Here is an 11454-nt window from a genome sequence, read left to right as displayed (position 1 = left end):
ACCGGAACATTACCGTGAAACGATAACGTGTTCTAGGCTTTGGAGGCCCGAGTGGAGCTGACGCATCGGTTCGTGACGACCGGCGGGGTCCGTATGCACGTCGCCGAGCAGGGAACAGGACAGCCGGTGGTCTTCTGCCACGGCTTCCCGCACACCTGGTACATCTGGCACCGCCAGCTGCCCGCGATCGCGGCGGCCGGGTATCGCGCCATCGCGCCGGATCTGCGCGGTTACGGACAGACCGATGTCCCGGCCGATCCGGAGGAGTACACCAATCGCGCGGTCTGCGGTGATCTGCTCGCTCTGCTCGATGACATCGGCGCCGAGCAGGCGGTGTTCGTCGGCTTGGACTTCGGCGCGGCGCTGGTGTGGGAACTGGCATTACGCGCGCCGGAGCGGGTGCGCGGCATCATCGTGCTGAACAATCCGTTCGCGCCACGCCCGCCGCGTGCTCCGTCGCAGCTGTGGGCCAAGGCGGCGGCCCGGCACTTCCTGCACCTGCACTACTTCCAGACCCCCGGCCCGGCGGACGAGGAACTCGGCGCACGTCCCCGGGAGTTCCTCGCCCGCGTGTACTACGCGCTGAGCGCCGACTATCACTACCTGGACACCTGGCGTTTCCCGGCGGAGGGCACCGGTTATCTCGACGTGCTGCCGGAGGCGCCCGCGCTGCCGTGGCGCTGGCTCGGCGCGGACGAGCTGGACGTGCTGACACGGGATTTCGAACGCACCGGATTCACCGGCGGACTGAACTGGTACCGCAACTTGGATCGCAACTGGGAGCTCACCGCCGACTACGCGGACGCGAAAGTCACCGCGCCCGCTTATTTCCTGTACGGCGACCGGGATCCCGACATGGAAGGTTTCAGCGGCCGCGATCCGCTGGCGACCATGCGCGGGCACGTCGCCGACCTGCGCGCGGTGACCGAGATAGGCGGCGCGGGCCACCTCGTCCAGTTGGAGCGGACCGAGCAGGTGAACGCGTTGCTCACCACTCATCTCGCCCATCTGGCCGCGCATCCGGCCGGGCTTCCGGCCTGAGCCGAAACGCGTTCGGGCTCAGCGGCGTTCGGTGTCGGTGGGCACCGCTAATGTTCGGTGAATGAGTTATAGCCTGAGCATCTACGTCGTCGAGCTGGACCGGATCAAGGGCGCCATCGGGTGCGGAGACGACAAGCTCCGGCGGATGATCGGCGGCCGGTTCAAAGCCCAGCTCACCCATGACGACGACTGGTTCGCCGAGGAGATCGCGGCCGGTGCGCCCACTCGCTACGAGGCGGTGCGCGCCGTCATCGACGGCGGCCCGTTCGACCCGGCCTACGGTTTCCAGTACGGCTACGCCTACCAGACGATCTGCCAGTTCTACGGCCGGTTCGTGGACAACCGCTACTTCTCGGCGTTCCGTGGTCGCTGGCTGGACCACATCGACGACGGCTTGGCCACGCTCGGCATCAAAGCGGTCAGCGTCCGCGCGTTCATGTACCACTCGCTGCCGCCGTCGCTACCGCAGCCCGACGAGTTGCCCGGCTACGGCGAATGGACGCCGGAGCAGTGCGCGGAAGCGCTCGTGCAGTGGGAGTCGACCACGCCCCCGCAGCGCGAGGAGGTCGACCACGAGGTACTCGCCGCCATCGAGTCATGCGTCGAGTGGATCCGGGAGGCGCAGGCCCGTCCCGGCTGGGGCGTCGCCGGGTTCTTCTACTGAGCCGTGGGCCTAGCGGTACTCCCCGGCCAGTTTCGGATAGTCCGACCACCGCGGCAGTGGCTGGTAGTCGAGGTAGGCGGTGAGCCGGTCGAGCAGATACTGCCAGCGGGGACCGATCGCGCCCGCGTCGGCGGGACTCACGTGGCGGCGGGTCAGTTCCACGGTGGTGACCACGCCGACCTGGGTCATCCGGACTTCGAGCAGGCAACCGTCGATGTGCACGACCAGTTCGTGCGGCGCCTGACAGTGGTCGACGCGCACCGCGACCGGGCCGGGGACGGGACCGTCGAACAGCTCGATGGTCAGGTTGCCGTTGCCGCCGGAGACGGCGCCGAGCCAGCGGCCGAGCTGGCCCCGTTCGGTGGCCGCCGACCACACGTCCAGCACGGGCTTGTGGAACGACCGCAAGTAGTGCAAGAGCACCAGGTCGCCGTCGGCCGTGTGCTCGTGCTCCGGTCGTACCTCGCCGAGCATGGACATCGTGGTCATCGCGAGTCCTTTCCGCTGCTGGTCACCGTCGTCCTCACTGTATTTCCACTATTCCCCGGCCGAATCGAATTCCGGGGAATGCCGGGCCTCGGCGCGCCGAGGCCGCGTGCTGGTCGCGTCGCTCAGCAGGCGGAGGGCCGCGGCTTCGATCCGGTCCTCGTCGAGTAGCACCGTCGCGGCGGCCGGACCCAGCGGCACGAAACTGTCTTCGCTGGTCACGCGCCCGAGGTGGCCGGTGAAACCGGCGTCGACCAGCGCGGCGCACACGGCCTCCGACACGCCACCACCGCGGCGGGTCTCGTCCGCGACGAGGACCCGCCCGGTCGCGCGCGCGTGGTGTAGCAGATCGTCCACCGGCAGGGGAGCGAGCCAGCGCAGGTCGAGCACGCGCGCGTCGATTCCGTGCCGGGCCAAGCGCCGCGCCGCGCGCAGGCTCATCGGCACGCCGTTGGCGAAACTCACCAGGGTCAGGTCGGGGCCGTCGCCGTAGACGCGTGCGCGGCCGATTTCGGCGTGCTCGACCGGAGACGGGTGGGCCAGCCAGCCGTCGTCGCCGGGCCGGTGCAGGTCGCGGGTGTGATACAGCGCGATGGGCTCGAGATACAGGCACACTCTGCCGTCCACGCGGGCCGCCGATACGCACGTGCGCAGCATCGCCGCGGCGTCGTCGGCCCGGGCCGGGGAGGCGAGCACGACGCCGGGGATGTCGCGTAGCGCGGCCACCGAGTTGTCGTTGTGGAAATGGCCGCCGAAACCCTTTTGATAGGCGTATCCGGCGATCCGCACCACCATCGGATTCCGGTAACGGCCGTCGGAGAAGAACGACAGCGTGGCCGCTTCGCCGCGGATCTGATCGGCGGCGTTGTGCAGGTAGGCGAGGTACTGGATCTCCGGAATCGGCACGAACCCGGCCAGCGCCGAGCCCAGCGCGGTGCCGAGGACGCTCTGCTCGTCCAGCAGGGTGTCGAACACCCGGCGCGCGCCGAAGGTCTTCTGCAAACCCTTCGTCACGCCGTACACGCCACCCTTGCGGCCGACGTCCTCGCCGAAGACGAGCAGGTCGCGATCGCGCGCCAGGAGGCTTGCGAGGGTTTCGTTGATCGCCTGCGCCAAGGTCATCGGCTCGGTATGCGCGGCGCCATTGCGGCGCTGCGGCGCACCGCGGCCCGCGATCGTGTCCTCGGTCTCCGCGTGTTCGCGCTCGTTGGGTGGGAGGGGTTCGGTCCGCAGCGCGTCGGCGCGCACGAGCGCAGGGCGGGCGGGAGCGATCGGCGCGATCACGGCCGCCGCCGAGGCGAGTTTCGGTTCCGCCGAGGCGAGTTCGGCGGCCGTGGCGACCCGGCGGCCGATGTCGGCATAGCGGTCGAGCACGCAGGCGGGTGTGGCCACTCCGGACTCGATCAGCAGCCGTGCGGTGGCCACGACCGGATCGCGGGCGAGATCGGCGGCGATCTCGGCGGGGCGGCGATAGGCGGTTTCGACATCGGATCCCGCGTGACCGAGCAGACGCACGGTCCGCAGCCGCAGGAACGCGGGCGCGCGGCGGTCCCGCACCCACCGCGCCGCCGTATTCGCGGTGCTCAGCGCGTCGAGGGCGGCGCAGCCGTCCGCGGCGAAGTAGGCCAGGCCCGGGCGGCTGCCGTAGGCCTGCTCGATCCAATCCGGTGGCGTGGGAACGCTGATTCCGATGCCGTTGTCCTCGCAGACGAACAGGATGGGCATGGCGATTCCTTGACCGGCGGTGTGGATCGCGGCATTGATCGCCCCGGCCGCGGTGGAATGGTTGGCCGACGCGTCACCGAAGCTGCACACCACCACCGAGTCGGCGGGCCAGGGACCGGCGACACCGAGCCGGGCCGCGCGATCGATCGCGAACGCCAGCCCAACCGCGCGCGGAAGGTGCGAGGCGATGGTCGAGGTCTGCGGGATGACGTTGGCCGCGGCGCTGCCGAACACCTTGTGCCTGCCACCGGAAATCGGGTCCGCCGCCGCGGCCGCCACCCCGAGCAGAACGTCCCGGATCGGGTCGAGCCCAGGCACGCGCCGGGCTCGATGCACGAAGAACGCCCCCGATCGGTAGTGCAGCAGGGCGGGATCGGTGACCCGCAGGGCCGCCGCCACAGCGGCATTGCCCTCGTGACCGGACGATCCGATGCTGTAATAACCGCGCCGGGCGCTGCCGAGGCGGCGTGCCGCGAGATCGAGATGCCTGCTCGTCGCCTGCGCTTCGAACAGTTCGAGGCACGCCGCACCGGTGATCGCGCCGCCGGGTGCGATCGGTTGGTCCGCCGGACGGCCGGGGCGGGCGACGAGTGCGGCGACGGCGGTGCGGAACCGTTCGTCGAGATCCACTGCCTGCTCGGTCATCGACCGATCATCTCGTAAACTTCGCCGCTCGGCGGCGTTATCCGGCGGTGTTCTTCCGGAAAACTAGGGCCGCGATGTGCAAATTTACAAGAGGAAGGAGTTGGTAGCGAGCGCGCTCAGCGCAGCGCGGACGCCGCCTCCTGATCGAGCAGCCAGGTGGTGGAGTCCGTACCGGTCGCTCCCGCCGCGGGCACGTCCACCGGGTCCGCGCCGCCGATGGCCGCGGCGACCGCTTCGGCCTTCGAAGCGCCGCCGACCACCAGCACGACGTGCCTGCTGCGGCGGATCGCGGGCAGGGTCAATGTCACCCGAACCGGCGGGGGCTTGGGCGAATTCGTCACGGCGACGACGAGTTCGTGGGATTCGCGCACCGCGTCGGTATCCGGGAACAGCGAATTCACGTGTCCCTCGCCGCCCATGCCGAGCAGGTGCAGATCGAACGCGCCGTGTTCGGCGAGGTGGGCGTGCACCGTCGCGGAGTACTCGGCGGCGGCCTCCACCGGGTCGGGGTACTCGCCGTCGGAGACGGCCACCGGATGCACCCGCGCCGGATCCACCGGCACATGGTCGAACAGCGCCTGCCTGGCTTGCAGGTCGTTGCGCTCGGGGTCGTTCGCGGGCACGAAACGCTCGTCGCCCCAGAACACCTCGACTCGGGACCAGTCGATATCGCCGGGCGACTTGCGCACCTGTTCGAGCAGGGCGATGCCGGTCCCGCCGCCGGTCACCACCACCGACGCGGAGCCGCGCTCGGCCTGGGCGGCGACGACGACGGAGACGAAGCGGGCCGCGGCGGCGGCCACCAGCGACTCGGTGTCGAGATGCACCTCGACGGTGTCGCTGGGGAACGGCGAATCGGTGTGCTCACTCATAGATCACCTTCTCGATTCCGGCCAGCGCCTCGGCGTAGGTCTCGTCGGCGTCCAGCCTGCGTAGGTCCTCGGCGAGGCAGTCGCGCGTCTCTCTGCGCGCCAGGGCGATTCGCTGCACCGGTTCGCCGGTGCGGGTCAGCGTCGCGGTGCGGCCGGTCTGCGGTCGTTCGATCGCGATGGAGACGGTGGGACGATGCAGTTCGACCCGCAGCGGGCCGGTGCGCCGGTGTACCGGGCAGCCCAGCCGGGCGGCCAGCCAGCCGGCCAGCATGTCCAAGGCGGGCTCGTCGCGCAGCCCGGACACCGTCACCGAATCCACCGACTCGAACGGCGGCTCGTCCATGGCCGCTGCCAGCAGGGCCCGCCAGTACGTGATCCGGCTCCAGGCCAGATCGGTGTCGCCGCTGGCATAGGACTGCAGCCGCCTCTTGATCGCCGCCTGGGGATCGGACGCGAACGTGGCGTCGGTGATGCGGCGGCCCGCCAGGCGGCCCACCGAATCCTTCGACGGGAACTCCGGCGCTCCGCGCGGCCACCAAGCCACCACCGGAGTATCCGGCAGCAGGAACGGGGTGACGACGCTGCTCTCGTGGTTGACCAGTTCGCCTTGCAGCCGCAGCACGATGACCTCGGCCGCCCCCGCGTCGCCGCCCACCCGGATCTGCGCGTCCAGCCGGGTGGCGGCCTCCCGGTCGCCGCGCGCGAGCACCACCACGCGACAGGGGTGCTCGCGACTGGCCTCGTTCGCCGCTTCGATCGCGTGCTCGGCCTCGGAGCTGTCCAGCGTGCACACCACCAGCGTGAGCACGCGGCCCATGGTGATCACGCCGTTGCTCTCGCGCAACTGCACGATGCGCTTGGTGACCTCGCTGGTCTTGGTGTCGGGCATGTCGACGATCACGGGCGCCGCCATTCCCGCCCGGTGCGGGCGATCATCTCGTCCGCGGACGACGGGCCCCAGGTGCCCGCCTCGTACGGCTCCGGCCTGCCGTCGCCCGCCCAGTGGTCGAGCACCGGATCGAGGATGCGCCAGGACAATTCGACCTCCGCGTTCACCGGGAACAGCGACGGCTCCCCGAGCAGCACGTCGAGGATCAGGCGTTCGTAGGCCTCCGGCGATGATTCGGTGAACGCCTCGCCGTAGCTGAAGTCCATGTTGACGTCGCGCACCTCCATGCTGGAGCCCGGCACCTTCGAGCCGAACCGCGTGGTGATGCCCTCGTCCGGCTGCACCCGGATGACCAGCGCGTTCTGCCCGAGTTCCTCGGTCATGGTCTGGTCGAACGGAAGGTGCGGCGCCCGCTTGAAGATCACCGCGATCTCGGTGACCCTGCGGCCGAGCCGCTTTCCGGTGCGCAGGAAGAACGGAACACCCGCCCAGCGGCGGGTATCGATCTCCAGCCGGATCGCGGCATAGGTCTCGGTCTTCGAGTTCGGGTCGAAGCCTTCTTCTTCCAACAGCCCGACCACGTGCTCGCTGCCCTGCCAGCCTTCGGTGTACTGGCCGCGCGCGGTGGTGTCGTCCAGCGGTTCGATGAGCCTGGTCGCCGAGAGCACCTTGATCTTCTCGGTCTGCAATTGCTTGGGCTCGAAGCTGATCGGCTCCTCCATGGCGGTGAGGGCCAGCAGTTGCAGCAGGTGGTTCTGGATCACGTCGCGCGCGGCGCCGATGCCGTCGTAGTAGCCCGCGCGTCCGCCGAGGCCGATGTCCTCGGCCATGGTGATCTGCACGTGGTCGACGAAGTTGGCGTTCCAGATCGGCTCGTACTGCTGGTTGGCGAAGCGCAGCGCCAGGATGTTCTGCACCGTCTCCTTGCCGAGGTAATGGTCGATGCGGAAGACCCGCTCCTCGGGGAACACGCCGTTGACCAGTGCGTTGAGTTCTTGCGCGCTCTTCAGGTCGTGCCCGAACGGCTTCTCGATCACCACTCGCCGCCAGGGCTTGCGCGCAGCGTCGGGCCCGGTGGTCTGGGCCAGGCCGTGCGCGCAGAGCTGGTCGAGCACGAGCGGGAACATGTTCGGCGGGATGGACAGATAGAACGCGTGATTGCCGCCGGTGCCGCGCTCCTTGTCCAGCGTGGTCAAGGTGTCGGCGAGCCGGTCGAAGGCCGCGTCGTCGTCGAAGGTGCCCTGGACGAACCGGATGCCCTCCAGGAGCTGGTCCCAGACCTCTTGACGGAAGGGGGTACGCGCGTGCGCCTTGACCGCTTCCAGCACCACCTGCGCGAAGTCCTCGTCCGCGTAGTCGCGGCGCGCGAAACCGACCAGGCCGAAGGCCGGGGGCAGCAGCCCCCGGTTGGCCAGGTCGTAGATGGCCGGCATCAGCTTCTTGCGAGAGAGGTCACCGGTGACGCCGAAGATGACCATGCTGCACGGTCCGGCGATGCGCGGAAGCCGTTTGTCCCGTTTGTCCCGCAGCGGGTTCTGCCATTCGACTGCGTCCGGTCGATCCGCGGGTGCTGCCCCGGCCATCGATCAGCCGTTCCCGGTCGACGCCGACTTCAGCTCGTCGGCGGTGGCGGAAAGCAGCTCCTCCCAGGACTTCTCGAACTTGTCCACGCCCTCGCGCTCGAGCACCGCGAACACGTCGTCGAGGTCGACGCCGACGGCGGTGAGCCGATCGAAGACGTCCTCGGCCTCCGCCGCCTTGCCGCTGACCGTGTCGCCGGAGACCACGCCGTGGTCGGCGACCGCCTGGAGCGTCTTCTCCGGCAGCGTGTTCACCGTGTTGGGGGCGACCAGTTCGGTGACGTACATCGTGTCGGCGTACTCCGGGTTCTTCACGCCGGTCGACGCCCACAGCGGACGCTGCCGATTCGCGCCCGAGGAGGCCAGGTTCAGGAACGTGGAGGTGTGCTTGCCTCCGTCGAACACATCCTGGTACTCGGCGTAGGCGAGGCGGGCATTGGCGATACCCGCCTTGCCGCGCAGCGCGAGCGCCTCGTCGGTGCCGAGCGCCTCCAGTCGCTTGTCGATCTCGGTATCCACGCGGGAGACGAAGAACGAGGCGACGGAGTGGATCCTGGCCGGGTCGTGACCGGCGATCTTGGCCTTCTTCACGCCCTCCAGGTAGGCGCCCATCACCGCGCGATAGCGCTGCACCGAGAAGATCAGCGTGACGTTCACGCTGATGCCCTCGCCGATCACGGCCGCGATGGCGGGCAGGCCCTCCTCGGTGGCCGGGATCTTGATGAACAGGTTGGGCCGGTCGACGATCTTCCACAGTTCGACCGCCTGCGCGACGGTCCGGTCGGTGTCGAACGCCAGGCGGGGGTCGACCTCGATGGAGACCCGGCCGTCCACGCCACCGGTCGCCTCGAAGACCGGAGCGAACACGTCGCAGGCCGCGCGGACGTCATCGGTGGTGATGGTGCGGATCGCGGCGTCGGCGTCGGCACCTTGCGCGGCAAGCTCTTTCAGCTGGCCGTCGTAGGCGTGGCCCTGGCTGAGCGCACCCTGGAAGATCGTCGGGTTGGTGGTGACCCCGACGACGGACCGGGTCTCGATCAGCTCGAGCAGGTTGCCGGACTGGATCCGGTCCCTGGACAGATCGTCGAGCCATACGGACACTCCCGCCGCCGAGAGGGCGGCGAGATTCTCGTTCTGAGCCATGAGCGCTTATCCCTTCACGTTCTCGAGCGTGCGCTGCGCGGCGGCAACGACGGCTTCCGGAGTGAAGCCGAATTCGCGGAACAGGGTCTTGTAGTCGGCGGAGGCGCCGAAGTGCTCGATCGACACGATCTCGCCCGCGTCACCGGCGAACCGGTGCCACGGCATCGCGATACCGGCTTCGACGACGACGCGCGCGGCGATCGCGGGGGGAAGCACTTCGTCCCGGTAAGCCTTGTCCTGCGCGTCGAACCACTCCACGCACGGCATCGACACCACGCGGGTGGCGATGCCCTGCTCCTCCAGCGTAATGCGGGCGGCGACCGCGAGCTGCAGCTCCGAACCGGTGGCGATCAGGATCACTTGCGGTGTGCCCGTGGACGCCTCGGCCAGGATGTAGCCGCCCTTCTTGACGCCTTCGTAGCTGGTGCCCTCGAGAATCGGCAGGTCCTGGCGGGTCAGCGCCAGCCCGGACGGGCCGTCCTGGTGCGGCGGCTCGGACACCGAGAAGTGCGAGCTGTGCTCGCTGCTGTCGCGCTCCAGGATGGTGCGCCAGGCGTAGGTGGTCTCGTTGGCGTCACCGGGACGGACCACGTTCAGGCCCGGGATGGCGCGCAGCGCGGCGAGGTGCTCGATCGGCTGGTGCGTGGGGCCGTCCTCACCGAGACCGATGGAGTCGTGGGTCCAGACGTAGATCGCGGGCACGCGCATCAGCGCGGCCAGGCGGACCGACGGGCGCATGTAGTCGCTGAACACCAGGAAGGTGCCGCCGTACGGACGGGTCGGGCCGTGCAGGGCGATGCCGTTGAGGATCGCGCCCATCGCGTGCTCGCGCACACCGAAGTGCAGGGTGCGGCCGTACGGATCGGCCTTCCACATGCCGGTGGAGATCGACTCCGGCCCGAAGCTGCGCTGGTCGGGCATGGTGGTGTTGTTGGACTCGGCCAGGTCGGCCGAACCGCCCCACAGCTCCGGCAGCACCGGCGCCAGCGCGGCGAGCACCTTGCCGGACGCCTTGCGGGTGGCCATGCCCTTCGGATCCGGTTCGTAGCTGGGCAGATTCGCGGTCCAGTTGTCCGGCAGGCGCCGCGCGAAGAGGCGGTCGAACAGCGCCTTGTTCTCCGGGTTGGCCGCGGCCCACGCGTCGAACGACTGCTGCCACTGCTCGTGCGCTTTCCGGCCGCGCTCGATGGCCTTGCGGGTGTGCTCGATGACGGCCGGGTCCACGTCGAAGCTCTTGTCCGGGTCGAAGCCGAGGACCTTCTTGGTGGCGGCCACCTCGTCGGCGCCCAGCGCCGCGCCGTGGGCGGTGCCGGTGTTCATCTTGCTGGGGGCGGGGTAGCCGATGATGGTGCGCAGCACGATGATCGAGGGCTTGCCGGTCTCGGCCTTGGCGGCTTCCAGCGCGGCCTCGATGGCGACGACGTCTTCGCCGCCCTCGACCACCTGCACGTGCCAGCCGTATGCCTCGTAGCGCTCGGCGACGTCCTCGGTGAACGCGATGGTCGTGTCGTCCTCGATGGAGATCTTGTTGTCGTCGTAGATGACGACGAGATTGCCCAGCTGCTGGGTGCCCGCGAGCGACGACGCCTCGGAGGTGACGCCCTCCTCGAGGTCGCCGTCGGAGGCGATGGCGTAGATGAAGTGGTCGAACGGGCTGGTGCCCGGCGCGGCGGCGGGATCGAACAGTCCGCGCTCGCGACGCGCCGCCATCGCCATGCCGACCGCCGACGCCAGGCCCTGGCCGAGCGGGCCGGTGGTGATCTCGACGCCGTCGGTGTGCCGGAACTCGGGGTGGCCCGGGGTGAGCGAGCCCCACTTGCGCAGGTTCTTCAGGTCGTCCAGCTCGAGACCGTAACCCGCCAGGTAGAGCTGGATGTACTGGGTGAGGCTGGAGTGCCCGCAGGACAGCACGAACCGGTCCCGGCCGACCCAGCTCGGATCGCTCGGGTCGATGCGCATGGTCCGCTGGTACAGCGTGTAGGCAAGCGGCGCCAGGCTCATCGCGGTACCGGGGTGGCCGTTTCCGGCGTTCTGCACCGCCTCGGCGGCCAGGACCCGGATGGTGTCGACAGCCTTGGTGTCCAGATCCGTCCAGTCGTCCGGGTGGTTCGGCTGAGTGAGGGCGCGGATGTCGTCTGTGATCGACACGACCGAGGTTCTCCTGACATTGGTTCGTCGACGGCGGGTGGGTTTCTGACGGCGATGATCGCGCGGCAGCTACGGCGTGCTAACCGGGTATACCCACTTACCCTAGATGTGCCCGGTGACCGGCACACCATTAACCCTGTGTTGGTTTCGCGGCGCCTGTTGCGCTGCGCGTTCGCAGGTGGTTTCGCATAGGCCGCGACTGCGGCGGCGGTGTGTTGGCGGCCTTGCACCAGGGGCGCCGGAACGGGTGGGCCGGGTGTC

Annotated in this window: 9 protein-coding genes; 2 read left to right on the top strand and 7 right to left on the bottom strand. The window is 69.3% G+C overall.

Annotation, left to right across the window (positions count from 1 at the left end; translation table 11 throughout):
- Positions 1 to 93: 93 nt before the first annotated feature.
- Complete coding sequence (locus ACL03I_RS34435) at positions 94 to 1041, top strand: alpha/beta fold hydrolase (RefSeq protein ID WP_459561396.1); 948 nt, start codon at positions 94 to 96, stop codon at positions 1039 to 1041.
- Positions 1042 to 1102: 61 nt separating this feature from the next.
- Positions 1103 to 1705, top strand: a complete 603-nt coding sequence (locus tag ACL03I_RS34430) for a DUF7691 family protein (protein ID WP_355070771.1) — start codon at positions 1103 to 1105, stop codon at positions 1703 to 1705.
- 9 nt (positions 1706 to 1714) lie between these two features.
- Here ACL03I_RS34430 and ACL03I_RS34425 read toward each other — a convergent pair whose 3' ends face one another.
- The 7 genes from ACL03I_RS34425 to tkt form a co-directional block, all read right to left on the bottom strand.
- A complete protein-coding gene (locus ACL03I_RS34425) occupies positions 1715 to 2194 on the bottom strand; it encodes an SRPBCC family protein (RefSeq protein WP_355070773.1) in 480 nt (159 codons plus the stop codon).
- Positions 2195 to 2242: 48 nt separating this feature from the next.
- A complete protein-coding gene (locus ACL03I_RS34420) occupies positions 2243 to 4561 on the bottom strand; it encodes a thiamine pyrophosphate-dependent enzyme (RefSeq protein ID WP_412808039.1) in 2319 nt (772 codons plus the stop codon).
- A 116-nt stretch (positions 4562 to 4677) separates the two neighbouring features.
- Positions 4678 to 5433: a 6-phosphogluconolactonase gene (gene pgl, locus ACL03I_RS34415; protein ID WP_356961795.1), complete on the bottom strand. Its 756-nt coding sequence runs from the start codon at positions 5431 to 5433 to the stop codon at positions 4678 to 4680.
- Positions 5426 to 6334, bottom strand: a complete 909-nt coding sequence (opcA, locus tag ACL03I_RS34410; RefSeq protein ID WP_379251893.1) for a glucose-6-phosphate dehydrogenase assembly protein OpcA — start codon at positions 6332 to 6334, stop codon at positions 5426 to 5428. Before opcA ends, pgl begins: the two co-directional genes overlap by 8 nt.
- A complete protein-coding gene (gene zwf, locus ACL03I_RS34405) occupies positions 6331 to 7905 on the bottom strand; it encodes a glucose-6-phosphate dehydrogenase (protein WP_355070781.1) in 1575 nt (524 codons plus the stop codon). Before zwf ends, opcA begins: the two co-directional genes overlap by 4 nt.
- 3 nt (positions 7906 to 7908) lie before the next feature.
- Complete coding sequence (gene tal / locus ACL03I_RS34400; RefSeq protein ID WP_412808038.1) at positions 7909 to 9045, bottom strand: transaldolase; 1137 nt, start codon at positions 9043 to 9045, stop codon at positions 7909 to 7911.
- A gap of 6 nt (positions 9046 to 9051) precedes the next feature.
- On the bottom strand, positions 9052 to 11193 hold the full coding sequence (gene tkt, locus ACL03I_RS34395) for a transketolase (RefSeq protein ID WP_412808037.1): 2142 nt from the start codon (positions 11191 to 11193) through the stop codon (positions 9052 to 9054).
- Positions 11194 to 11454 lie beyond the last annotated feature (261 nt).

Origin of the sequence: Nocardia sichangensis, assembly GCF_047200615.1 — a bacterium.
Classification (GTDB): Bacteria; Actinomycetota; Actinomycetes; order Mycobacteriales; family Mycobacteriaceae; genus Nocardia; species Nocardia sichangensis.
This window is presented reverse-complemented; position numbering and strand designations above follow the sequence as displayed.

Excerpts from the sequence above, each read along its gene's own strand:
- zwf (WP_355070781.1), bottom strand. The coding sequence starts at position 7,905 with ATGGCCGGGGCAGCACCCGCGGATCGACCGGACGCAGTCGAATGGCAG.
- ACL03I_RS34425 (WP_355070773.1), bottom strand. The coding sequence starts at position 2,194 with ATGACCACGATGTCCATGCTCGGCGAGGTACGACCGGAGCACGAGCAC.
- ACL03I_RS34430 (WP_355070771.1), top strand. The coding sequence starts at position 1,103 with ATGAGTTATAGCCTGAGCATCTACGTCGTCGAGCTGGACCGGATCAAG.
- ACL03I_RS34420 (WP_412808039.1), bottom strand. The coding sequence starts at position 4,561 with ATGACCGAGCAGGCAGTGGATCTCGACGAACGGTTCCGCACCGCCGTC.
- pgl (WP_356961795.1), bottom strand. The coding sequence starts at position 5,433 with ATGAGTGAGCACACCGATTCGCCGTTCCCCAGCGACACCGTCGAGGTG.
- tal (WP_412808038.1), bottom strand. The coding sequence starts at position 9,045 with ATGGCTCAGAACGAGAATCTCGCCGCCCTCTCGGCGGCGGGAGTGTCC.
- ACL03I_RS34435 (WP_459561396.1), top strand. The coding sequence starts at position 94 with ATGCACGTCGCCGAGCAGGGAACAGGACAGCCGGTGGTCTTCTGCCAC.